Consider the following 23510-nt stretch of genomic DNA (forward strand, 5'->3'; position numbering starts at 1 on the left):
ATAACGAAAGCCGCGAGCATGTAGGGCTTGGCGTTCAGGCCAGTATAGTTGATCCGCTGCTGGTTGGATTTGATCGCCCGCAACATCATGCCGAAGGGTGACCGGAAAATCCGGATCGACAGATAAAAGGCGAGCAGCATCACGACGGCACAGAAGTAATAGCCGGTCGAGAAGGTGAAGACCCAGTCCCCCATGACAAGATCCGTGGAGCTGCGCATTTCGAGACCGAAGAGGCTGGGCACCGGGAGGTTGCCATCGACCGTGCTTTGCTGACCAAGGATCCGGGGATCCTGCAGCGTAAGTTGCAGGCCTGTTTCGCCACCGGTCAGACCTTTTTGCAGCAGGCCCTGCTTGTCGGGGCCGTCCATGTCCGTTGCCAGCACCGAATAGGCGAGCGCATAGGACATCATCGCGAAGGCCAGCGTCAGGATCGAGAAGTAGATACCGGAGCGCCTGAGGCTTACATATCCGATGACCACCGCAAACAGGCCGGACATCACGATCGAAAGGGCCAGCGCCGGCAGCACGTTCATGCCAACCAGCTTGAACATCCACATTGCCGCGTAGGAGCCAACACCGATGAAAGCCGCGTGACCGAAGCTGAGATAGCCGGTCAGGCCGAACAGGATGTTGAAGCCGATGGCGAAGATCCCGAAGATCACGAAACGCTGCATCAGGTCGGGGTAGCCCGCGTTGAACTGCGCCATGCCGGAGCTTGCGGGAAAGGGGTTCAATATGAAGGGTGCCAGCATCGTCAGGATCGCGACGAGGATGAGCAGCGAGGTGTCTTTCTTGTCCAGGCCTAACATGGCTTAGTCCTCCATCACGCCCTTGCGGCCCATCAGGCCCCGCGGACGTGTCAGCAGAATGATAATGGCAACCAGGTAGATGATGATCTGGTTGATGCCGGGAAGGATGTTGATCACTTCGCGCATTGAGGCGAAGCTTTCGAGGATACCCAGCAGGAAGCCCGCAAGAACGGCGCCGGGCAGAGAGCCCATGCCGCCCACGACCACCACCACGAAGCTGAGAACAAGGAAGTCCATGCCCATGTGGTAGTTCGGCGAGTTGATGGGTGTGTACATCACCCCTGCAAGCCCGGCCACGGCGGCGGCGATGCCGAACATGATGGTGAAGCGGCGGTCGATGTTGATGCCCAGAAGGCCCACCGTCTCACGGTCGGCCATGCCCGCGCGCACCACCATCCCGAAGGTGGTGAATTGCAGAAACGCGAAGACGGCCCCGATCACGATCGCGGCGAACCCGAAATAGACGAGGCGCCAGTAGGGGTAGATGATGTTACTGGCTTCCATGCCGATCAGCGCGCCGAAATCGAAGCTGCCGGTAAAGGCCGCCGGTGCGGGCGTCGGGATCGGGTTGGCGCCATAATAGTATTTGACGATTTCCTGAAGCACGATCGCCAGACCGAACGTCACGAGGATCTGGTCTGCATGGGGGCGCTTGTAAAAGTGCTTGATCAGGCCGCGCTCCATGACCACGCCGATCAGGATCATCACCGGAATCGCGAAGAGGATCGACAGCGGCACCGCCCAGTCGATGATCGCGTCACCCGTGGCCTGCCCGAAGATATCATAGACATAGGGGACATCCACCTTGAGCGGATTGCCGAGAAAGTCGGTGCGGGTTTCATCGATGACCTCGTGACTGAGGGTCAGGATGCGTGACAAAGTGACGGCGCAGAAGGCGCCGATCATGAACAGCGCGCCATGCGCGAAGTTCACCACACCGAGGGTGCCGAAGATAAGTGTCAACCCGAGCGCGATAAGCGCATAGGCCGAGCCCTTGTCGAGCCCATTCAGGACTTGGAGGATGATTGCGTCCATCATTCCATCCTTCGCGATTCAGAGGGATTGGGGCGTGCCCGCCGCTAGGGGCAGGGCACGCTTATCAAATCCGGCCGCGCAGCAAGTGCGCGCGGCCGGCAGTGACTGGCTTAAGCGCCGTTGTTGCAGGACCCAAGCGAGCCGCCCGCGAACTGCGGGTGGTCGTGGGGATAGGTGACCTGCTCGACCGGGGTGACTTCGACGACTTCCAGAAGGTCGAATTCGCTGGTCGGGTTTTCCTTACCTTTCACCACAAGCACGTCCTTGAAGCACTGGTGGTCTTCGGCACGGTAGAGGGTCGGGCCGTTGCCCATGCCGTCGAATTCGAAGCCTTCGAGGGCCTCGACGACTGCACAAGGCTGGAAGCTGCCGGCACGCTGCACGGCATCCGCGTAAAGGATCGCCTGAACGTAGCAGGTATGCGCAGCCTGGCTGGGCGGGAAGCCGTACTTCTCACCGAACGACTTGACGAACGCCTTGGAGCCTTCGTCGGTCAGCGACCAGTGCCAGTTGGTCGAGCCGAAGATGCCCTTAACGTTGGCACCGGCACCCTTGGCCATCAGGCGCGAGTAGAGCGGAACGATGATCTCGAAGTTCTTGCCGTTGGCGATGCGGTCGCGCAGGCCGAACTGAACGGCGTTGGTCAGCGAGTTGACCATGTTGCCGCCGTAGTGGTTCAGCACGAGCACGTCTGCATCGGACTGCAGAACAGGCGCGATGTAGGACGAGAAGTCGGTCTGCGTCAGCGGGGTCAGCACGGTGCCGACGGTTTCCCAGCCCATGGCCTCGGTCGAGGTCCGGATGGCTTCTTCGGTGGTGTAGCCCCAGTTGTAGTCGGCGGTCAGGTGATAGGCCTTGCGGTCCGTACCGTAGGCATTCGCCAGCACCGGCGCGAGGGCTGCGCCCGACATGTAGGAGTTGAAGAAGTGGCGGAACCCGTTTGCACGGCGGTCCTTGCCGGTGGTGTCGTTCGAATGCGTGAGACCCGCCATGAAGATCACGCCGGCTTCCTGGCAGAGCGCCTGCACGGCCACGGCCACGCCCGAGGACGAGCCGCCGGTGATCATGATGGCGCCGTCTTTTTCGATCATCGACTTGGCCGACGCGCGGGCGGCGTCAGACTTGGTCTGGGTGTCGCCGGTGACGTATTCGACCTTCTTGCCGAGAATACCGTTCCCTTGCAGCGCCTTGGAGCTGAAGGTGTTCATCATGCCGCCGTCGCCGCCACCGTTCAGGTGCTCGACCGCCAGCTCGTAGGCGCGCAGTTCGTCCGCGCCCTCGTCAGCATAGGGTCCGCTCTGCGGGACGTTGAAGCCAAGCGTCACGGTAGAGCCTGTGGGTTCGTTCGTGAAGGCATTGGCGGAAGAGGTGAAAATGGTCGGCAGCGCCACGCCGGCGCCGGCAACGGCACTGGTCTTCAGCAGGCCACGACGAGTGAGGTTGGTTTTGGACATTGATATCCTCCCATTAAGTTTAACTCGGAAAACGCGCCTCCTCTGCGCGCGCCCCAAATTTGGCACTAATGTGCAAATGCATTATCGCAAGAGGTAAGAAAATTACGCAACAACTGCTTTTAGAAGAACGATTTTTTTGTAAAAACTAGACAGGATGTCGTGCTGACGTGTAAAGTTTTTGCCATAAGCGGTCGAACATCCGCGAATTGCAGGAAAAATTCCGATGCCCGAAAGTTCGATGATCGGCACCCGTATCCGTGAAAGGCGAGTGATGAACGGTATCCGCCAGTCCGAGTTGGCGAAGATGGTCGGGATATCGCCCTCTTATCTCAATCTGATCGAACACAATCGGCGGAGAATCGCCGGCAAGACCCTTATCAAATTGGCCGAGGTTCTGGAGGTCGAGCCGTCGGCCCTTTCGGAGGGGGCCGAAGTCACGCTGATCGCCGCCTTGAGGGAGGCGGCGGGCTCGCAGACCGGGATAAGGGTGGAAACCGAGCGCGTGCAGGAATTCGCGGGCAGGTTTTCCGGCTGGGCCAATCTTTTGGCTAGGCTTCATGCGCGGATCGGGGGGCTGGAGCGCACGGTCGAGACGCTGACCGACCGGCTGGCGCATGACCCGCATCTCGCCGCGTCGCTGCACGAGGTGATTTCATCGGTCACCGCGATCCGGTCGACGTCCTCGATCCTCGTGGAGACCGAGGCGCTGGAGCCGGAATGGCAGGCCCGGTTCCACCGCAATATCGATGAGGACAGCCGCCGTCTTGCCGAAGGGGCGGAGGCGCTGGTGCGCTATCTCGAGGGGGCTGCCAGTTCGGAGGCCGACATCAAGTCTCCGCAGGACGAATTGCAGGCCTTTCTTGCCCGAAGCGGATTTCACTTCCCGACGCTCGAAGAGGAAAAGACGGGCGCGTTCGAAATCACCGCGATCATCGATGCGGCCACCGAGCTTGACACGGAAGCGGCGCGCCGGCTGGCCCGCGACACGCTTGAGCAGTACCGCGCGGATGCGCGGGTTCTGCCGATCGGGCCTTTCTTGTCGGAGGTCCGCCGCGATCCGTCGCCGGAACGGCTGGCGCGGGTGTTCTGCTGCGGCTTGCCCCTGATCTTCCGGCGTCTGGCGGCCTTGCCGGACAGCGAAGTGGGTCTGATCGGGCTGGTGGTCTGCGACATGTCCGGCGCGCTTATCTTCCGTCGGCCCTTTCCGGGGTTCGTCATGCCTCGCGATGCGGCGGCCTGTGCGCTCTGGCCCTTGTTTCAGGTTCTGGGCCAACCGCATGCGCCGGTGCGGGCCTTGCTGCGGCAGGCGGGGCGGGGTCAGGAAACGGTTCTGGCGCTTGCGGCGACCGAGCAGACGGCACCGGCCACGTTCGACCAGCCGGCCTTGCTGCGGGCGCATATGCTCATCCTGCCCGAGCCGAAGGCGCGCGCGGAGGATCCCGTGCGGGATGTGGGCGCCAGCTGCCGGATTTGCCCCTTGCGCGAGTGTCCTGCCCGCCGCGAGCCGTCGATCGTTGCAGACGGTTTTTGACAGAAGGCCAGACATTTAGGATAAGTGCGGGGCGGTCTTGGCCGTGATGATCGGTGGGGAGGCCGGTTGCATGGACAGAAAAGTGCTTCTGATCGAAGACGAACCCAATATCATTGAGGCCATCAGCTTCATCCTATCACGCGATGGTTGGGAGGTGAAAACGCATTCCAACGGGCATGACGCCATGGATGCGGTGCGTGCGCGCAAGCCCGATCTGGTCATTCTGGATGTGATGTTGCCCGGCAAGAGCGGGTTCGACATCCTGCAGGAAATTCGGGCCGATGCAGTTCTCGGCGCCACGCCGGTTTTGATGCTGACAGCGCGCGGTCAGCTCAAGGATCGCGAGCTGGCTGAGAAATCCGGGGTCAGCCGCTACATGACCAAGCCGTTCGCGAATGCCGATGTGCTGGAGGCCGTGCGCAGCATGGTCGGATCGTGATGCGCGAGACGCCGGGGCCCGTGTTTCTGGAGCGACGCACCTATAGGCGCCGCAGGATGGCCGATGCGGCACGGATGCTGCCGATCCTCGGGGGGGCGCTGTTCTTGCTGCCGCTTTTATGGGAAGGTGAGCCGGGGGAGCCTGTGCGCACATCCATGGTGATGTTCTATCTGTTTCCGGTCTGGTTGTTGCTGGCTCTGACTTCGGTTCTGATATCCCGGCATCTGCGATCGGACACCGACAACGGGGGCGGCCACGGGGACCACTGAATGGCGACGCTTAACGTTCTTGTCCTTGTGTGCCTGCTCTACGTGGCGTTTCTGTTCGCGGTGGCCTTCGGGGCGGATCGTGCGGCGCGGCGCGGTCGGGGGACATGGCTGCGCTCGCCGGTGGTCTACACGCTGTCTTTGTCGATCTATTGCACGGCCTGGACGTTTTACGGGGCTGTCGGGTCGGCGGCACGGTCGGGGCTTGAGTTTCTGACGATTTATCTTGGCCCCACGCTGGTGATGATCGGTTGGTGGTGGACATTGCGCAAGATGGTGCGCGTGGGCCGGAGCCAACGGATCACCTCGATCGCGGACCTGATTTCGTCGCGCTATGGCAAGTCTAACCTTCTGGCGGTCATGGTCACCCTGTTGGCTGTGATCGGCACCACGCCCTATATTGCGTTGCAATTGCAATCGGTCACTCTGTCGTTTTCCACGTTCGCCGCGCATGATGCGTCTGCTGCGGAATTGCCGACCCTGCAATCCACGGCCTTCTGGGTGGCGCTTGGGCTTGCGCTGTTCACGATCCTGTTTGGGACGCGCAATCTTGATGCCAACGAGCGACATCATGGCGTGGTCATGGCCATCGCCGTTGAGGCGGTGGTCAAGCTGGCGGCCCTTTTGGCGGTCGGGATCTTCGTGGTCTGGGGACTTGCCGGAGGGATCGGCCCGACGCTGGACCGGATCGACGCTTCACCCATCGCCACATGGGACCAGTCCGGAGGGCGCTGGATCGGCCTGACCATGTTGTCGGCGGCGGCGTTCCTGTGCCTGCCGCGGATGTTTCAGGTGATGGTCGTGGAAAACGAGGACGAGGATCATCTGCGCACCGCTGCCTGGGCCTTTCCCGGCTATCTGATGCTGATGAGCCTATTCGTGGTGCCGATTGCGGTGGTGGGGCTGGATATCCTGCCGCCGGGGTCGAACCCGGATATGTTCGTGCTGACCTTGCCCTTGCAGGAGGGGCGCGACTGGCTGGCGATCCTGTCGTTCATTGGAGGGTTTTCCTCGGCGACCTCGATGGTGATCGTCGCGGCCATCGCGGTGTCCACGATGGTGTCGAACCATGTGGTGATGCCGGTCTGGCTGTGGAGCACGGGCGGCACGGCGATGATATCGGGGGATGTGCGGCATGTGGCGCTTTTGGCGCGGCGCCTGTCGATCGGCGGGATCGTGTTGCTGGGCTATCTCTATTTCCAGATCTCGGGGGGCGGTACGGCGCTGGCGGCGATCGGGCTGGTGTCTTTCGCCGGTGTGGCGCAGTTCCTGCCTGCCCTGCTCGGGGGGCTTTTCTGGCGCGGGGCGAACCGCACCGGGGCGCTTGCCGGGCTGGGGGTCGGGGCGACGATCTGGCTTTATTGCCTGTTCCTTCCAAGTTTCGGCCCCTCCATGATCCTGCCGCAATCGGTTTTCGATCATGGGCCTTTCGGGCTTGGCTGGCTCCGGCCCCAAGCGCTTTTCGGGGCTGTCGGCATGGACCCGCTGGTGCATGCGGTGATGTGGAGCATGATGCTGAACACGGCGGTGTTCGTCATGGTCTCGGTGATGACGTTCCCAAGACCGGTCGAGCGGCTGCAGGGCGCGCAATTCGTCAACGTGTTCCAGCATTCGGGCACGGCGCCGGGCTGGTCGGGGGGGCTTGCGCAGAGTGAGGACCTGCTCATCATGTCGCAGCGGATCATGGGCGCGGCGCAGGCACAGGCGCTGTTTTCCTCGGCGGCGAAGCGACAGGGTCTTGCGGGGTACCTGCCCGAACCGACGCCTGAATTCCTGCAGGAGCTCGAGCGCGAGCTGTCGGGGTCGGTGGGGGCGGCGACCGCACATGCGATGATTTCGCAGATTGTCGGCGGGGCGACCGTTTCGGTCGAGGACCTGATGGCGGTGGCCGATGAAACCGCGCAGATCATGGAGTATTCCAGCCAGCTGGAGGCCAAGACCCAGGAGCAGGAACGCACCGCGCGCCAGTTGCGCGAAGCTTATCAGAAGCTGACGCAGCTTTCGGTTCAAAAGGACGCCTTTCTCAGTCAAATCAGCCACGAGCTGCGCACGCCGATGACATCGATCAGGGCGTTTTCGGAAATCCTGCGAGATACCGAAGGGTTGTCATCCGAAGAAAAGGGAAAATACGCGACGATCATTCATGATGAAGCGATCCGCCTAACACGCTTGCTGGATGATCTTCTGGACCTCAGCGTTCTGGAGCACGGTCAGGTCGTTCTCAATATTCATAGCGGCAGATTGCGCGATCTTCTGGACCGTGCCGTCGGTGCCGCGGGAGGTGAAACCGACGCGTTCAAGATCGAGCGTCACGGGTCTGAAGAAGAGCTGTGGTTGACCACCGATCTGGATCGTCTGGCGCAGGTGTTCATCAATCTGATCTCGAATGCCCGCAAATATTGCGACGCCGGAAAGCCTGTCCTGACGATAACGGCCAAGCTCGAGACGGCGGGACTTGTGATCGACTTTACCGACAACGGATCGGGCATTCCGACCGACCAGCAATCGGTGATCTTCGAAAAGTTCTCGCGGATCGGTCATACCAAGGCGGGCGGGGCAGGGCTTGGACTGGCCATCTGCCGTGAGATCATGGCGCGTCTGAGGGGCGAGATCATCTATCTGCCGGGGCAGTCCGGCGCGGCGTTTCGCGTGATCCTGCCGTCAGAGACGGTTTCCGTGCCGCATGCCGCATCGGCATGAACCTTCTGGTAACCGGTCAGGCGGTAATGTCTGTTTGAACGCGCGGCTGGCGGCGTGTCGCAAGAAGAACGGTCAGGGGCGCACGGAAAACGATGCAGGACGGCATTTCACTTTTACAACGCAAGGCGAAGGTCGCCCGCGAGGATTTCGACGCACGTGCCATGTCGCCTTGCAAGGCGCTGCGGCTGTCGCTGGAAAAGATGGCGGATGCCCTTCTCGATCTGGCGCTTGTCGTCGCCACGGTCGAACAGACCGTCTTGGCGCAATCGGCCGTGAAGGCCGAGATGGACGGCGGGGGCCTTTTGTTGCTGATCGATGGGACGGCCGGGCGGCTTGGAGGGGCGCGTCTGGATGCGCAGTTTCTTGCGGCGGTGATCGAGGTGCAGACAATGGGCGCCGTGCAGCGGGGCGATGCGCCTGAGCGGTCCGTGACGCCCACCGATGCCGCCATGGTGGCGCCACTGATGGACGCGATCCTGAAAGGCTATGACGAGTATCTGACCAGCGGCGCAGAGAAGGTGGCGCGCTCGGACTGGCGTTTCGGCGATATGGTGGAGGATGCCCGCACGCTGGCGCTGGCGTTGGAAATGCCGGAATACGATCTCTTCCGGATCACCGCCGATTTGGCGGATGGGGCCAAGACGGGCAGTCTGTCTTTGTTGTTGCCGCGCGCGCCGCGTCGCGATCCGGTGACATCCGCGCGCGACAGGGCTTTTGCCGGTCCCACGCTGGAGGCCAGTGCCCTGAACGCGCCAGTTATGTTGGATGCCGTTCTGGCGCGCCTTTCGATGCCGCTGAACAAGCTTTGCGCCCTGACCCCGGGTATGCAGCTGCCAGTTCCGCGCGAGGCGCTCAACAAGGCCGAACTTCTGGGGGCGGGCCAGCATCTGGTTGCGCCCGTCAGGCTGGGCCAGTTGAACGGATGGCGCGCGGTGCGCCTTCTGGGCGGGGCGGAGCCCGGGCAAGGTGCGGCTGCAAAGGCTGATATGGTGGCGCAGGACGTGACGCAGGCGCCTGTTGCCGAGCGGGCGCAGACGACGCGCTATCTTGCGCCGGTCGATCCAGGGCAAGCCGCGCCCGATGCGTCCGGAGACCATGAAAAGGAAGAGGATGTGAGCTGAGGCCTGGCTGACGAAGAATGCTGGTGGCGGGTATGTTGATGTGTGTCAAAGAGCGTTCCGTCTTTGCGTGCAAGAGTGTCCAACGGTGACGGAGGACCAATATGCAATCTATCGACACATATCGTACAGCCTTGCTGAAACGGCTTGGAGAACTTGACAGCCGCCTGCACAAGATCGAAGCCGAACTGGACGAGCCGCATTCCAAGGACTGGGACGATGCTGCGATCGAAACCGAAGGCGATCAGGTGCTCGAGCATCTGGGCCAGAGCGGTCAGGACGAAATCGCCCGGATCAGAGCGGCGCTGCAGCGCATGCGCGACGGCAGTTATGGTGAATGTGTACGCTGTGGCGAGCGAATTTCGGCCGAAAGGCTGAATGTTTTGCCGGAAACACCGTTTTGCAAGGATTGCGCCGCAGCGATCTGATACAATATTTATTTGTTATATCCTTTTTAGAACAGGCCGTAATGGTAGGTGGCATACGGTCATTGCGAATGGAGAAATAGCTCATGTCCGACCTCATTGACCAAAGTTTGAAATTGAAGCGCGAAATTCTCGAATCCGATCCTGACAAGCGTTTGGGCTACGAGGCGCCGCTTGGGAAGCTCATCGCGTCGATGCAAGAGCAGGACATTCCCGTTCCCGCCGAAATTCGGGATCTGCATGAGGAATTGGTCAACGAGATGATCGAGTCTCAATTCGACAACATGCCTGTCTGACGCCGCGACAACAGCTCTTCACGCAAGGGTTGATTGCAATCCCCTTTCACGTGTTAATTGCGCGGTGGGCATCTGGAATTTGAGCGGGTGGAACGTGATTTGACGCCGGAAATCCATACGGAATTACAGGATGGGGTGGCGTTGATCGCACTGGATCGGCCTGTGGCGAATGCGCTTGCGCCGGGTTTGCGCGCCGAGTTGGATTTGGCCTTGCGAGCGGCGATTTCGGATGAGGCTGTCCGCGCCATCGTCCTGCACGGCAGAGGCAAGGTATTTTCCTCGGGTATCGACATCAACGAATATGACAGGCCGTCATCCAGCCCGCATCTGAGGGATATCTGCACGCTGATCGAAACTGCGCAGAAACCTGTTGTCGCGGCCTTGCATGGAGCGGCGCTTGGTGCGGGGCTTGAGCTGGCGCTGGCGGCGCATGGCCGGGTGATTGCCAAGGATACCCGTCTTGCGGTTCCGGATATCACACTTGGTCTGGTGCCGGCGGGCGGCGCGACGCAGCGCCTGCCGCGCCTGATCGGAGCGCAGGCTACGTTGGATTTCATGCTGTCGGGACGCGTGGTGTCGGCGGACGATCCTGCGGTTGCAGGATTATGGGACAGACTGGTCGAGAGCACGCCCTTGCCGGTGGCTCTGGATCTGGCGCGTGAATTCGCCGATAAGGGCCGCTGGCCGCGCAGTAGCGAGCAGGACCGCGGCTTCGCCGATCCTGCGGCTTATCAGAAATCCGTGGCGATGGTTGCAGAGCGTCTGAAAGTGGCCGATGGGGTAGAAGCCGACCTTCTGAAATGCATAGAGGCGGCGCAGCTTTTGCCTTTTGAACGTGGGCTCGATCTGGAGTTGGCGCTGTTTGAGGATCGCCTGTCCAACCCTGAAGCGATTTGCCGTCGGCATCTTTTTGCCGCGACGCGCCGGACCGCCATCATGCCGGAACTTGCGCAGGCCGGAACGGTCAAGCCGCTCAGCCATGTCGTCATGCTGGGGAACGATCCGGTGCTGGCCGAGCTTGCGGTCAGCTGTCTTGACTTCGGTCAGCATGTTACCCTGATATCGGCGACGCCCGAGCAAGCAGAGCAGCTATCGCAGCGAGCCACGCGTCTTTATGACAGGGCGGTGCGACGCGGCAACATCCGCCCCGAGGACCGCGACGCCCGTTTGGGCCGTTTGTCCATCGCTGTCGGCTACGAGGCGCTGTCGAATGCCGATCTGATCTTCGACACGGACGAGATCACCTTGTCAGATCAATGTCCCCGTCCTGCGTCCAAGGCTATCTGGGCTGTGATCGGAGGGGCCGAACGGATCGCGCGGCGCACCGTGGACATCCTGGATCACGAAAGGGTGCTGGGCGTGCGGCTTTACAGGCCGGCCTATCGGCAGCGGCTGGCGGAAGTGCTGGTGCCGGACGGCTGTCATGCCGAGGCGGTGGCCGGGCTTGCGGGGTTTTTTGCGTTGCTCCGCTGGACGGTCATTCGAGAGGCTGCGACGGGACAAAGTGTGGGCGACAGGATGCAGATGGCGCTGCTAAACGCTGCTCTTGCCTTGGTGGACGCGGGCGTTTCGCCTTATGAGATCGATGCGGCTGCGCGCAGTCTCGGTTTTGCCACGGGACCCTTTGAAAACGCCGATGTCGAAGGTTTGCGTGAAGTGCAGGAGAGGCTGGCCGCTGACACAGGCGACGATGCCGTGAACCGGTCGGCGACTGGCCTTCTGGCCAACCGGATTGCTGCCGGTGCCACCGGGAAAGCCGCGGGCAAGGGCGTCTATCTCTATCCGACAGGCCGTGACAAGGAAGCGGATCGCGCAGTGCTGGCCTGGATCGAAAGCCGCAAATCCGATCCGGATGGTGTGGTCGAGCGTCTGGACCTTGCGGCGGCGCTTCAGGCGGCGCTGGTGAACGAGGCGGCACGCATTGTGACAAGCAAGACCGTGCTGCGTGCGTCGGATATTGATGTGGTGATGGTCAAGGGCGCGCGGTTCGATCCGGATCGGGGTGGGCCGCTCATTCAGGCCGATCTTGCGGGCCTGTTCGGATTGCTCAAGGTCATGAAGCTGGCAAGTCCGCTTGCTCCGGATATCTGGAAGCCAGCCCCAATGGTGGAAAGCATGGTCAAGAACGGGCAGGGGTTTTTTCGGCGCCCCATCGTCTGAGGCGCGCTGTCTCGGGTCATCAGCCCAGAAAGATCCCCAGCACGATCAGCATGAGCCCCATGATCGACAGCATCAAAGCGCCGGCATTGACCGGCACCACCTTGCGGACCCGCTCGCGCAAGGCCTCGTCCGGCAATCCTGCGCGGCGAGCCTTCCAGACCGTCACGATGCACCAGACCAGCGCGGCAAGCCCGACGCAGGACATGAACGCCCCAAACCAGATCAACAACTCCATTGCGCGCCCTTTCGCCTTGGCGGTGAGTGTGTGATCGCCTATCCGAAGCCCGGCGTGACTGCAACCATGCAGCGTGACGCGAGTTGTATCTTGCGGCGGTGCGCGGGCAAGGTTAGGAGGACGATCAACCCGACCGGAGGATCCCATGGACGAGAGCAACCCACAATCGAGCTATCGTGTCACCGCGGATGAGCTGCGCCAGTTCATCGAGCGCTTCGAGCGTCTGGACGCCGAAAAGAAAGATATCGCGGATCAGCAAAAAGAGGTCATGGCCGAGGCCAAGGCGCGCGGTTACGACACCAAGGTGATGCGCAAGGTCATCGCGCTGCGCAAGCGCGACAGGGACGATATTGCCGAGGAAGAAGCCGTGCTGGAGATGTACAAGGAAGCCCTTGGGATGTAGGGGCCTCCCCGTGTTCGCCGGTCAGGGGGTGATCACCTGCACACCGGGAATGCGCTGAATATTGTAAACATCCTCGTCATACAGATCGCTCAGCCGGTCGACCAGATCATCGGTCCAGCCGGGCAGGTCCAACTCTTCCTCGATAGCCTCTTCTTCGGCGAATTTGTCGAGAAACGCGGCGATCACCCGGCGTTTTTGCACTTCGGTCATGCCAGGATGCGATTCCAGATACGTATGGAATCGCTTCATTCCCACCTCGCTCATGATGCGCGACAGCAACAGGAATTCGCCCTCGAAGCTGGCCGTCGGATCAAGCCCGGCCAGTTCGCGAACGACTTCGGCCCAGATGAGCGGCGTGTCCTCGTTGCACCACAGGGTAATCGGCATGTCTGGAAATGCCGTGCGCACCCGAATGATCATCTCCGACCAGCGAACGGTTTCGGGTTTCTTGCCCCGCATCAGTTCGGAAAAACTGGCGACCGGGCTTTGGCGGAAGATCGCGGGCAGGAAGGTCGCGGGGTTGCGAATGGCGATGAAGAGCTCGAGCTCGGCCCCTGCAAGGATCGTGTCCAGAGCGGCAAGGCGTTCTTCGGCCGCCGAATAGAGGATGCCTGCGGATGCGGCCATCTTGGGCGTGCCGAACAGGCCGGGATTCGACAAGATCAGGCGCTCGGTCGTGGCATTGAGGCCAATGGCGTCCAACAAGCTTTTGCGCGCCTCCGCCGGTCCGCGTCCCTGTTGCATGTCCTGCAGGATATCCCGGAGGAGTTTGCGATAGGTGACGGGATGAGGCGCCAGAGTCCCATGCCCCGCAAGCAGGTCCGCGTTGTCTGTGAGGCACCGAACGAGAAGATCTTCGTCGGTGACATGGGCGCCCGCGTGGAGAACAACCTTCATACTGGTTCCGGATATGGCCAACTGACCGCCGCACTATACGACATTTGCCACGCAGTTAAACCGCTTACGGCTTTTGCAGCGAACATATGACGAAAGCCTGCATTTCGACTTGCAGTATTTCCGCTATATGCGTATCTCGTCTCCCGGCGCCCCTATAGCTCAGCTGGTAGAGCAACTGATTTGTAATCAGTAGGTCCGCGGTTCGAGTCCGTGTGGGGGCACCACTTACCTCTGTAAGTAACTGCAAAAACAGTTAAAATTGAATTTACTGCCGCTCAGTCCCCCTTAGCAGGCTGCTGAAATAGTCCTGCCTCGACAACGATTTGAGAACATGATTCACCCTTTGCACGATAATGGCGGGGGTGAAGATGCGCGGGACGGACGAGACGAGCGGGTCACTGTTCAGCTATGTTGATCTTGAGGAGCGCATCCCGCCGCAGCATCCGCTGCGCAAGATCAGGCAGGTGGTCAATGACGCACTCGCCAGCCTCGATGCGGAGTTTGAGGCGCTTTACACAGATTTTGGCCGACCCTCGATACCGCCGGAACGGTTGATCCGGGCGAGCCTGCTGCAAATCCTGTTTTCGGTCCGGTCCGAGCGGCAACTGATGGAGCAGATGGATTACAACCTGATGTTTCGCTGGTTTGTGGGGCTGGGCATTGATGACCCCGTGTGGGTGCCAACCGTATTCACGAAGAATCGCGACCGGCTGCTGACGACGGAGATGTCGCGCAAGGTGATGGCGGCGATCCTTGCCCATCGCGAGATCGCGCCACTTCTGTCGGACGAACACTTCTCGGTCGATGGCACGCTGGTGAAAGCCTGGGCCTCAATGAAGAGTTTCCAGCCGAAGGCCGATGCGGCCCCGCCTTATGATGAAGGGCCGGGCGATCCGCCCTCCCCAAATGCCACACTTGAGCCCACGCCTTCTGAGACCGACCCAATGCCCCGCAACACCAAACCCCACCGCAATGCCGAGGTCGACTTCAAGGGTGAGAAGCGATCCAACGCCACCCATGCCTCAACCACTGATCCCGATGCGCGCCTTTACAAGAAATCCCCTGGTACGGGTGCCATGCTGTGCTTCATGGGGCATACTCTGATGGAGAACCGTAACGGGCTGGTCGTGCAGGGTGATCTAACCTTGGCCGACGGTCATGCCGAGCGCAAGGCAGCGTTGGATATGATACACCGCCATTGCCCCGGATCGACCCGGCGGCTGACGCTAGGTGCCGACAAGGGGTATGACGCGGCCGGGTTCGTGTCCGACCTGCGCAAAGCCTGCGTCACGCCCCACGTCGCACAGAAATCGCGATATTCAGCGATCGACGGGCGCACGACCCGACACGAGGGATATGCGGTGTCCCAGAAGCACCGAAAGAAGATCGAAGAGCCGTTCGGCTGGGCCAAAACTGTCGGCGGTATGACACAGACCATGTATCGCGGCGTTGAACGCGTCCGATCCCGCTTCATCTTGACCATGGCCGCCAACAATCTTGCCCGGCTACCACGTTTGCTGGGGGCATGATGGATAAGATGAAACCCAGGAGCAAGCCGCGAGGGCAACAACTGACGGGAACCATCAGTCGAACCCAGACCTGATGAAGGGAAAGCGTTCCAGCTCCGCGACTATTTCAGCAGACTGTTAGGGTCCCCTTCTGTGGATTTGATAGCTGAGAGGTATGCGTGAGGATTATGCGCTACGGATTTATTGGCCTTGCGCCATGTTTAAATCCACCCAGTCTATCAGCCGTCTGTTTGCTTCCATAGGGTCGCCCTCAAAAAGATGGAGTCTTTGAAAGTTTCGAAAGCAATCTGCTATGCGGGTGTTCTCTGAAGTAAGATTTTCTAAATCATTTCTTGTGTACACAAAAACATCAGTTGGACAACCGTGGCCGTACACCCAACATACGCGTCATCCGTCATCACGCGCCCTTCCGTCATGCAACGCAGCGATCGCGCCTTGTGCGCGCATCCGCCGCCATTGGCGGGACAAGACGCCTTGACCTGTCATGCCGCATGGCCCTGCCGGACCCAGGCCACGATATCTTGTGCCGCCATCGCGCCGGCCTGCCGTTGAAGCTCGCGCCCGCCTTGGAACGCGATCAGCAAGGGAATGCCCCGAATGCCATGGACCTGTCCGGCTTGCGGATAGGCCTCCGTGTCCAGCTTGGCGCAGCGGGCTTGCTCCTTCAGCAGGCTTGCCGCCTTGGCAAATTCCGGCGCCATCATCCGGCAAGGCCCGCACCACGACGCCCAGAAATCGACAATGAGCGGCAGATCATCCATGCGCGCCGCCTTTTGCAGGACCTCGAATGACACGTCCCTTGGCGCCACGCTCAACAAGGGCGCGCCGCAGCTGCCGCATTTGGGCCCCGCGCCCAGCCTTTCCGGCGGAACCCTGTTGCCCTGACCACAAACCAGACAAGCCAGCTTCAAGACCAAACCTCCCTCTTCACGATGACAGAAAGCTAGCGCGGAACATCAGGCCGGGCATTGCGCTCTGTCAAATCCCGAGGGGCGGATCGCTTCATTGCTTTTGGTATTAAAGCTTCGTAGCGAATGCCGGCAAAGCAGACCTTGATGCACGACGCAGCGAACTTCGGCTTTCCGCCCATCGTGTCGAATGCTGCGCTCCGCTTTAAAGTCAGCTTTGGGCTGCCCGGCCATAAGCGGTTCTTTCAACCGATGACATTTATCGTCGCTGTCGTCAGGCCTTCGCAGCCCGAATTAACTCAGGCCACCCACCTGAGGGCGGCCTGACGTCGCTGGATTGCCATGGTGATGGGTTTACCGTGGCGCCTTCGCTCAATCACCTCCACGCCTCCGGATCGTGCGGATCGCCCGCGGGCGCGGCATCCGCCGATCTGGTTTCTGAAAGTGTAACCGCGTAACCTTCCTTCGTTTTCAATGGGTTAGACGGATCCTGAGGTGTAACCTTATCATCAAGGTTACACTTTGAATCAGGGCTAACCTCTTGATTTTGTTCAAGGGTTACGCGGTTACACTTTGACAGACAGTACCGCGCCGCGGCGGCCTCTACCTCGCTGCGCAGATAAACTCTCGCCGACGTGCCATGCAGCTTCCGCACCGTCGCCTTGATGCCGAACGGCTTTATGAGCTTCGCGATGGTGGTCGTGGTAAGCGGTTTGCCGTGCCGCCACTCAGCCCAGGGCCGATCCTCCATCGTGATCAGATCCGCAACAAGTTCCGACGATGCGATGCGGTCTGGGTGCCCGGTCCGCGTTGCGAACAGATCCGCAATGTCGCGCAGCAGCATGACGCCGGCTGGGTCGTCATCTTCGTCCTGGGCCTGCGCTTGCGCCGCATAACCAGTCGCGGAAAGACGAGCGAAAGCCGTGTGGGCGTTCCTTCATCCCGCGACGGTCCATGAATTTCCCCATTGTGGCGTCGGAAATCACGCCCTTGCGGACGCCCGGAAACAGATAACCTTCACGCGCGAAGGGTTTGGCCGCTGCAATCACGCTCTGCGCTTCTAGCGACATTGGAACCCGAAAATCCTTAGTCGCGCCTGCGCGGCCTTTCATGGCCTCTGCGGGGATGGTCCATATATCGCCATTGATTTGGTCAAGATGCAGGTGGCGCAGGGGATATGAGCGAACGGCTGTGAGTATAAGCAGCTTAAGCGCCAATTCCGTAATCGTGCCGCCCGATAGTGACCGATAGAATTCGGGCACCTCTTGCCACGGCAGAGCAGGAATATTCTGCACCTTGTGTCTTTGCTGCCCTAGAAGCGCCTTGGCCTTTTCCGTCGCCTGTAAGTCAACATCCAAACCCAGAGCTGCCGCATGACGCATGCAGATGCCTAGGCGGTTCATAGCCTTGCGCGCTGTATCGGCCTTAGTGTGCCAGATAGGTGCGAGTGTATCGCGGATATCGCGCTGGTCGATCTGGGAAACAGGCATTCGGCCCAGCTTGGGAAGTACATGCAATTCCAGTGGCGAATACCAACGGCCTGCTTTTCCGTCGCCCTTCAACTCGGCTTTCCGGCTTTCGAAGGCATCAAGTGCGACGTCGGCAAGCAAGTGCATATTGCGTTCGGCTTCGCGCCTTTCGCGTTCTCGTTCCTTTATGGCGTCCTTGCCCTGCCGCACAACCGCGCGCCATTTCTCGGCTTCCTCACGAGCTTCTTTCAAAGATACGTCTGGGAATCGTCCAAGGCCCATTTCATGGCGTCGAGAAAAGATGGTGTAGCGCAATACCCATTGCGCACCGTCATCGTGGCGTTTGTAGAGCCACAAGCCATTTCCATCTGCATACTTGCCAGCCGGTTTGCCCCTCAAGTTGGCTGCCGACAGCCGGTGCATGGTACGCGCCATTTATAGTCCCCCTTTTGGTCCCCCTCTAACTATGGGGTCAGCTGGGGCGAAATGAAACACTATGAAATAGCAAGTATGTATATTTTCCTTATTTTGTTGGGTCTATGGTGTTTCGGGGTACTCCAAGATGTAGAGTTATCATGCCGTGTGGGGGCACCATTCACCTCGTTACATTTCCGAAAGCGCGCCTGATTTAGTGAAGCGAACGCAGAACGCCTTGTCCTGGTTGCTCGGGCTCAGTTGATCGGCGTCTATTCGGAAGAGTTTGCCTTGCTGATGGTCGAGGTTTTGCATGCACGGACTGCGCGAAATGATTTCGTCCCGATTGTGCAGCCACGATCAAGGAAGGGCTTTCCCGTGTCGAGGCTCATCCGCATGTTGCACCCGCTTGTCGGGTAACTTGAGATCCCTCCGCAGCTTGAGGGACTCTATGCGGATGTCAGGCATGATATGGCTTCGTAAAAATATTGGTCTTACTCGGTCGCCAGATTTTGGCGCTCTCAGTTTCACAGGGGCGCTGCATAGCGCGCATAGCCGATGTATGAATTTATATAAGATATTGTAAAATATGCGTTAATGCAGTTTCTTTTTCTGAGAGTTTGGCTTGAACCGGGAATGGATGCGTTGATTTTCGGTTTTGCCTGTTTCCATTTATTTCACATCGTGGAATTTTATCTCCAATGAAACGCTTGTTTGCCTGCGCAATTCTTCTAAAACTAGGTCTGATCGCGGGAGGAGATGTCATGCGCGGCTGACTTGGGAGTTTCAGCCACCCATGCAACTTGCTCGTGGCGCAAAAACAGACCACAGTGTCAGACCCTTCGTGGGCGTGAGACGACAACTATATATATATTGGGAGGAAACATGACAGATACTATCAACCGTAGAAAATTCTGCGCGGCAGTGCCGTCGCTGGTGCCGCTGTACTCGCAACCCCTGCGATCGCGGCCAATGACGCTACGACGCTCAAAATGCAGGCAGCATGGGGCGGTGGCATCTTCCTTGAAAATGCTCAGTCCTTCGCAAACCGCGTCAACGAAATGTCGGGCGGCTCGCTTGTCATTGAAGTGCTGTCGGTGGACTCGGTGGTCAAGACCAGCCAGATGCAAGACGCCGTTCACCGCGGTGTTCTTGATGCCGCGCACTATGTTTCGGCCTACTGGTATGGCAAGTCCAAGTCTGCGTCGCTGTTCGGAACCGGTCCGTGCTTTGGCTGGTCGAGCCAGGAAATGCTTGGCTGGGTCCACGCAGGCGGTGGCCAGGAACTGTTCGATGAGCTGATGGACAATCTTCAGCTTAACATCGTGTCGTTCTTCAACTCTCCGATGCCGGCTCAGCCTCTTGGTTGGTTCCAGCAGGAGATCACCGACGCAAGCCAGATGAATGGCCTCAAGTACCGTACGGTTGGCCTTGCCGCTGACGTTCTTCTGGAAATGGGTATGTCCGTTGTTCAGCTGCCCGGTGGTGAAATCCAGCCGGCGATGAAATCCGGCCTGATCGACGCCGCGGAATTCAACAACCCCACGTCTGACCGTGACTTCGGCATGCAGGACGTGTCCAAGCATTATCACCTGGCCTCTTATCACCAGAGCCAGGAATGCTTCGAGGTGACGTTCAATAAGGACAAGTTCAACGCACTGTCGGCTGAGCACCAGGCGATTATCCGGAACGCGTCGATGGCTGAAAACTCCGGTTTCTACTGGGGTAACACGAAGCGTTATTCGGATGACCTGATCAAGCTGCAGGAAGCCGATGGCGTGAATGTCTATCGCACACCCGACTCGGTTCTGGCAGCCCAGCTCGAGGCGTGGGACGTCGTCGCGAACCGTATTGCGGAAGAAGACCCGTTCTTCGCCAAGGTGATGGAGTCACAGAAGGCCTATGCCAAGGATGTGATGAACTACCTGAACCTGAACCAGCCTGACTACAAGCTGGCTTACAACCACTACTTCGGTTGATAGCACTACGCTGAATAAGATGTCCGGGCGTCCATACGACGCTCGGACATTTCTGTGCTAAGGCGCCTTGCACAGAGATGACAGTCGATCCGCTAGGGAGCATGAGCCTCATGAAATTCGTTCACGCCATTGAGGGGCTAAGCCTCTGGGTAGGTCGCGCCTTTGGATGGTGCATCCTGATACTTACGCTTTCGGTTTCGTACGAGGTTTTCGTACGTTACGTGCTCAACGCACCCACGGTCTGGGCCTTCGACATGATGATCCAGATGTATGGTGCGCTGTTCTTGATGTGCGGCGCTTATGCGTTGGCTCAGGACACACATGTTCGCGCCGACGTCGTGTACCGCTTGTTTCCGGTCAAGGTGCAGGCCACCCTGGATTTCTTTCTGTATTTCCTGTTCTTCTTTCCGGGCATCCTTGCCTTGGCATGGTTTGGATACGAGATCGCGTCCGACAGCTGGCGCTACAAAGAGGTGAGCTTCAACAGCCCCGCCAGCATCCAGATTTACTTCTTCAAATCTCTCATTCCCTTGGCGGGTTGTTTGCTCGCGGTCCAAGGCTTGGCAGAAGTGGTGCGTTGCGTGATGGCGATGCGGACCGGGGTCTGGCCCGAGAGATTGGTCGATGTGAAAGAGACCGAAGACCTGCTGACCGATGCCGACCTGGAAGTGATCAGCTCCTTCCGCCCGTCTGACAAATAAACCGCCTCAAGCGCTTCTAGAGAGATAAAAAGATGACAAATCCCGAAGTCGCCCTGGTCATGCTTGGGCTGTTTATTATCCTGGTTCTTCTAGGGTTTCCTATTGCCTTCACGCTGCTCGCTATGGGCGTTGCATTTGGATACTACGCCTACCACCAAAGTGGGTCGGTCGATACGTTCGGCGATATCTTCAATAACAATATCTTCTATTTGCTGAACCAGAACACCTATTCGGTGATGGAAAACCCGATCCTGGTCGCCATCCCCCTGTTCTTGTTCATGGGGTATATCGTCGAGCGCGCCAATATCATCGACAAGCTGTTCTTCTCCCTCTACATGGCGGCGCGTAACCTGCCGGGCAGTCTTGCTATCGCGGCACTTTTGACCTGTGCTGTTTTCTCGACAGCATCGGGTATCGTGGGCGCGGTGGTGACGCTGATGGGTCTACTGGCCTTTCCGGCGATGGCGAACGCAAACTATAACAAGAGCTTTGCATCTGGCGTGATCTGCGCGGGTGGCACATTGGGCATCCTGATCCCGCCGTCCATCATGTTGATCGTGTATGCCGCGATTGCCGACCTTTCGCCTTTGCGGCTTTATGCAGCGGCGCTGTTTCCGGGCCTGCTGTTGGCCGGTCTCTACATCGTTTATGTCATTTTCCGTGTCTGGCTCAATCCGTCGCTGGCACCCAAGCCAACAATGGACGATCCCCCGCCGCCGAGCGAGATCTACAAGGACCTGCTGGTCAGTTTCGTGCCTCTGACAGTCCTGATTGCCTTGGTTCTTGGGTCCATCCTCGGAGGTCTGGCAACCCCGGCGGAAGCGGCCGCAATGGGGGCCTTGGGTGGCATTGTGCTCGCGATACTCTATCGGTCGATGACATGGACAAAGCTCAAGGAAAGCGTGTTTCTGACGGCCAAGTCCACGGCGATGGTGTGCTGGCTGTTCGTCGGCTCGTGGACGTTCGCGTCGGTGTTCTCGTATCTTGGTGGACATGATGTGATCGCGCATTGGGTCGGCGGAATGGATCTGGAGCCGTGGCAATTCCTGGTCCTTGCCCAGATCATCATCTTCCTGCTTGGCTGGCCGCTGGAATGGTCCGAGATCCTGATCATCTTCGTGCCGATCTTCCTGCCGCTTCTCGAAGTGTTCGGAGTGAATCCGTACTTCTTTGCCATGCTGATCGCGTTGAACCTGCAAACCTCGTTCCTGACCCCACCAATGGCCATGTCGGCCTACTATCTAAAAGGGGTGCTTAAAAACAAGATCGAGCTGATGGAGATCTTTGCCGGGATCATGCCGTATCTTGGAATTGTGATCTTGACGATGGTCTTGATGTATATCTTCCCCGGCATTGCGCTTTGGTTCCCGGACTACCTCTTTGGCCCATATATTCCATGATCCGCGACAGCTATAAACTGACTGCAACCGATGCGTTGGCCGTTATCTCTTCTGGACGCCTGAGTTCCGTTGAGCTTGTGAAGTCCTGTCTTGCGCAAATCGAAGCGACAGACAGCACGATCAAGGCTTGGGCGTTTCTTGATGCCGATATGGCCCTCGCACAGGCTGCGGAATGTGATCGAATCCGCAAGGCGGGCCTGGCGACAGGCCCGCTGCACGGTATCCCTGTGGGGTTGAAGGACATCATCGATACCGCAGAGATGCCGACGCAGCGCGGTACCCCGATCTTTGCCGACCGTCAGACCGACCATTCCGCCCGGTTGGTGGAGCGGTTGAGGGATGCGGGCGCCGTGATCATGGGCAAGACAGTGACCACGGAAATGGCGTTCGTGCATGCAAATGAAACGCGCAATCCAAATGATGCAGATCGCAGCCCTGGTGGGTCATCCAGTGGATCGGCTGCCGCCGTGGCCGCGTGCCATGTGCCCTTGTCGGTGGGCACGCAGACCAATGGATCTGTTATCCGGCCGGCGTCGTTTTGCGGTGCATTTGGTTTCAAACCGACCCGTGGGGTAATCTCGCGGGCGGGACTGCTGCAAACCTCGGTTTCGCTCGATCAGGTGGGCTGTTTCGGTCGCAGTCTGGAGGATGTAGCGCTGCTGACGGATGCGATCGGGGGCTACGATCAAACGGATCCTGTCAGCTATGCACGTCCGCGGCCTGACATGTTGACGGGTGCTCGAGCCGATGTCTTGGTAGAGCCAGAGTTTGCCTGGTTCGAGCTACCGTTCAATGACAGGCTGGCGGGTGATGCGCGCGATGGCCTCGAAGCCGTTCTTGAAATTCTCGGGCCGAAAGTGACGAGAATGGAACCGGCTGATACGCTGTCCAACCTCGTTGCCGTGCAAGCGCGTATCCATGAATACGAGATTGCGAAGCATCAAGCAGACGTTTTCGATGCGCATTGGGATCAGATAAGCCCAACGCTCCAGCCTATCATCACGCGTGCTCGGCAGATCTCCAATGACGAGTACGAAGACGCGCTGGCCGTGAAAGCCTCGGCCGAAGCGTTTTTCGCCAATTTCTTCCTTGATTACGATGCCATCATTGCGCCCTCCGCCGCCGGAGAAGCGCCTTTGTTCGGGGAAGGCACGGGTGATCCGATCTTTTGCACGCTCTGGACATTGGCGGGCCTGCCGTGTGTCAGCTTGCCGTTGCTGGTTGGACAACACGGGTTGCCCATCGGGGTGCAACTGATTGGCCCAGCTGAAAAAGATGACCGTCTACTGCGCACTGCGCGCTGGCTTCAGAAACATCTTTCTGATGCTTCGGAATAGGGAGG

General features: G+C 59.3%; 22 protein-coding genes, 1 tRNA gene and 2 pseudogenes. 16 read left to right on the forward strand and 9 right to left on the reverse strand.

Features of this window, described 5'->3' with window-relative positions; genetic code table 11:
* The 3 genes from RAZWK3B_RS19540 to RAZWK3B_RS19550 all read right to left on the reverse strand — a co-directional run.
* A partial coding sequence (locus RAZWK3B_RS19540; protein WP_007818273.1) for a branched-chain amino acid ABC transporter permease occupies positions 1-809 on the reverse strand: 809 nt, incomplete at its 3' end.
* Between the two features lie 3 nt (positions 810-812).
* Positions 813-1844, reverse strand: a complete 1032-nt coding sequence (locus RAZWK3B_RS19545) for a branched-chain amino acid ABC transporter permease (protein WP_007818275.1) — start codon at positions 1842-1844, stop codon at positions 813-815.
* Positions 1845-1954: 110 nt separating this feature from the next.
* Positions 1955-3298, reverse strand: coding sequence for an ABC transporter substrate-binding protein (locus tag RAZWK3B_RS19550; protein WP_007818277.1), 1344 nt, complete (start codon positions 3296-3298; stop codon positions 1955-1957).
* Positions 3299-3521: 223 nt separating this feature from the next.
* Here RAZWK3B_RS19550 and RAZWK3B_RS19555 point away from each other — a divergent pair, with 223 nt between their 5' ends.
* The 8 genes from RAZWK3B_RS19555 (at position 3522) to RAZWK3B_RS19590 (ending at position 12233) form a co-directional block, all read left to right on the forward strand.
* Complete coding sequence (locus tag RAZWK3B_RS19555; protein ID WP_007818278.1) at positions 3522-4829, forward strand: helix-turn-helix domain-containing protein; 1308 nt, start codon at positions 3522-3524, stop codon at positions 4827-4829.
* A gap of 70 nt (positions 4830-4899) precedes the next feature.
* Positions 4900-5268, forward strand: coding sequence for a response regulator transcription factor (locus RAZWK3B_RS19560; protein WP_037296317.1), 369 nt, complete (start codon positions 4900-4902; stop codon positions 5266-5268).
* Between the two features lie 56 nt (positions 5269-5324).
* On the forward strand, positions 5325-5537 hold the full coding sequence (locus RAZWK3B_RS19565; protein ID WP_232279574.1) for a hypothetical protein: 213 nt from the start codon (positions 5325-5327) through the stop codon (positions 5535-5537).
* Positions 5538-8234 carry a sensor histidine kinase gene (locus tag RAZWK3B_RS19570; protein WP_007818283.1) on the forward strand — a complete coding sequence of 899 codons (2697 nt, stop codon included), beginning with the start codon at positions 5538-5540 and terminating at the stop codon, positions 8232-8234.
* A 92-nt stretch (positions 8235-8326) separates the two neighbouring features.
* Positions 8327-9355, forward strand: a complete 1029-nt coding sequence (locus tag RAZWK3B_RS19575; RefSeq protein WP_007818285.1) for a flagellar motor switch protein FliM — start codon at positions 8327-8329, stop codon at positions 9353-9355.
* Between the two features lie 101 nt (positions 9356-9456).
* Positions 9457-9780, forward strand: a complete 324-nt coding sequence (locus RAZWK3B_RS19580; protein ID WP_007818287.1) for a TraR/DksA family transcriptional regulator — start codon at positions 9457-9459, stop codon at positions 9778-9780.
* Between the two features lie 83 nt (positions 9781-9863).
* The gene (locus RAZWK3B_RS19585; RefSeq protein ID WP_007818289.1) at positions 9864-10073 is read left to right on the forward strand and encodes a hypothetical protein; all 210 of its coding nucleotides are present in this window, start codon (positions 9864-9866) and stop codon (positions 10071-10073) included.
* Between the two features lie 87 nt (positions 10074-10160).
* A complete protein-coding gene (locus RAZWK3B_RS19590; protein ID WP_198133312.1) occupies positions 10161-12233 on the forward strand; it encodes an enoyl-CoA hydratase-related protein in 2073 nt (690 codons plus the stop codon).
* 19 nt (positions 12234-12252) lie between these two features.
* Here RAZWK3B_RS19590 and RAZWK3B_RS19595 read toward each other — a convergent pair whose 3' ends face one another.
* Positions 12253-12468 (reverse strand): hypothetical protein, encoded by a 216-nt coding sequence (locus RAZWK3B_RS19595; protein WP_007818294.1) that lies wholly within the window; start codon positions 12466-12468, stop codon positions 12253-12255.
* Between the two features lie 145 nt (positions 12469-12613).
* Between RAZWK3B_RS19595 and RAZWK3B_RS19600 the strand changes: the two genes are divergently transcribed.
* Positions 12614-12871, forward strand: a complete 258-nt coding sequence (locus tag RAZWK3B_RS19600) for a DUF2312 domain-containing protein (RefSeq protein WP_007818296.1) — start codon at positions 12614-12616, stop codon at positions 12869-12871.
* 21 nt (positions 12872-12892) lie between these two features.
* Here the strand turns inward: RAZWK3B_RS19600 and RAZWK3B_RS19605 are convergent, their stop codons facing one another.
* The gene (locus RAZWK3B_RS19605) at positions 12893-13768 is read right to left on the reverse strand and encodes a hypothetical protein (protein WP_007818298.1); all 876 of its coding nucleotides are present in this window, start codon (positions 13766-13768) and stop codon (positions 12893-12895) included.
* A 148-nt stretch (positions 13769-13916) separates the two neighbouring features.
* Between RAZWK3B_RS19605 and RAZWK3B_RS19610 the strand changes: the two genes are divergently transcribed.
* Positions 13917-13992 (forward strand) — tRNA-Thr (locus RAZWK3B_RS19610).
* A 144-nt stretch (positions 13993-14136) separates the two neighbouring features.
* Complete coding sequence (locus tag RAZWK3B_RS19615) at positions 14137-15297, forward strand: IS5-like element ISRosp6 family transposase (protein WP_037295186.1); 1161 nt, start codon at positions 14137-14139, stop codon at positions 15295-15297.
* A 482-nt stretch (positions 15298-15779) separates the two neighbouring features.
* Here the strand turns inward: RAZWK3B_RS19615 and RAZWK3B_RS19620 are convergent, their stop codons facing one another.
* Both RAZWK3B_RS19620 and RAZWK3B_RS21970 read right to left on the reverse strand, forming a co-directional pair.
* Positions 15780-16091: a thioredoxin family protein gene (locus tag RAZWK3B_RS19620; RefSeq protein ID WP_353611298.1), complete on the reverse strand. Its 312-nt coding sequence runs from the start codon at positions 16089-16091 to the stop codon at positions 15780-15782.
* A gap of 39 nt (positions 16092-16130) precedes the next feature.
* A pseudogene (locus RAZWK3B_RS21970) lies at positions 16131-16214 on the reverse strand (thiol reductase thioredoxin); the annotation flags it as partial.
* A gap of 138 nt (positions 16215-16352) precedes the next feature.
* On the opposite strand from RAZWK3B_RS21970, the gene RAZWK3B_RS21510 reads away from it, so the two are divergent.
* A complete protein-coding gene (locus RAZWK3B_RS21510; RefSeq protein ID WP_007818301.1) occupies positions 16353-16532 on the forward strand; it encodes a hypothetical protein in 180 nt (59 codons plus the stop codon).
* Between the two features lie 49 nt (positions 16533-16581).
* Here the strand turns inward: RAZWK3B_RS21510 and RAZWK3B_RS19630 are convergent.
* Positions 16582-17061 (reverse strand): annotated as a pseudogene (locus tag RAZWK3B_RS19630) (DUF3631 domain-containing protein); the annotation flags it as partial.
* Positions 17062-17065: 4 nt separating this feature from the next.
* Positions 17066-18109, reverse strand: coding sequence for a tyrosine-type recombinase/integrase (locus tag RAZWK3B_RS19635; protein ID WP_007818305.1), 1044 nt, complete (start codon positions 18107-18109; stop codon positions 17066-17068).
* A gap of 971 nt (positions 18110-19080) precedes the next feature.
* Between RAZWK3B_RS19635 and RAZWK3B_RS19640 the strand changes: the two genes are divergently transcribed.
* From RAZWK3B_RS19640 to RAZWK3B_RS19655, 4 genes are all read left to right on the forward strand, one after another.
* Positions 19081-20067, forward strand: coding sequence for a TRAP transporter substrate-binding protein (locus RAZWK3B_RS19640; protein ID WP_007818307.1), 987 nt, complete (start codon positions 19081-19083; stop codon positions 20065-20067).
* Positions 20068-20177: 110 nt separating this feature from the next.
* Positions 20178-20768: a TRAP transporter small permease subunit gene (locus RAZWK3B_RS19645; RefSeq protein ID WP_198133313.1), complete on the forward strand. Its 591-nt coding sequence runs from the start codon at positions 20178-20180 to the stop codon at positions 20766-20768.
* 32 nt (positions 20769-20800) lie between these two features.
* Positions 20801-22168, forward strand: a complete 1368-nt coding sequence (locus RAZWK3B_RS19650; protein WP_007818309.1) for a TRAP transporter large permease — start codon at positions 20801-20803, stop codon at positions 22166-22168.
* Positions 22165-23505, forward strand: a complete 1341-nt coding sequence (locus RAZWK3B_RS19655; RefSeq protein WP_007818310.1) for an amidase — start codon at positions 22165-22167, stop codon at positions 23503-23505. The genes RAZWK3B_RS19650 and RAZWK3B_RS19655 overlap by 4 nt, the downstream gene beginning before the upstream one ends.
* Positions 23506-23510: the final 5 nt, after the last annotated feature.

Source organism: Roseobacter sp. AzwK-3b (genome assembly GCF_000170875.1).
Classification (GTDB): domain Bacteria; phylum Pseudomonadota; class Alphaproteobacteria; order Rhodobacterales; family Rhodobacteraceae; genus Roseovarius; species Roseovarius litoreus.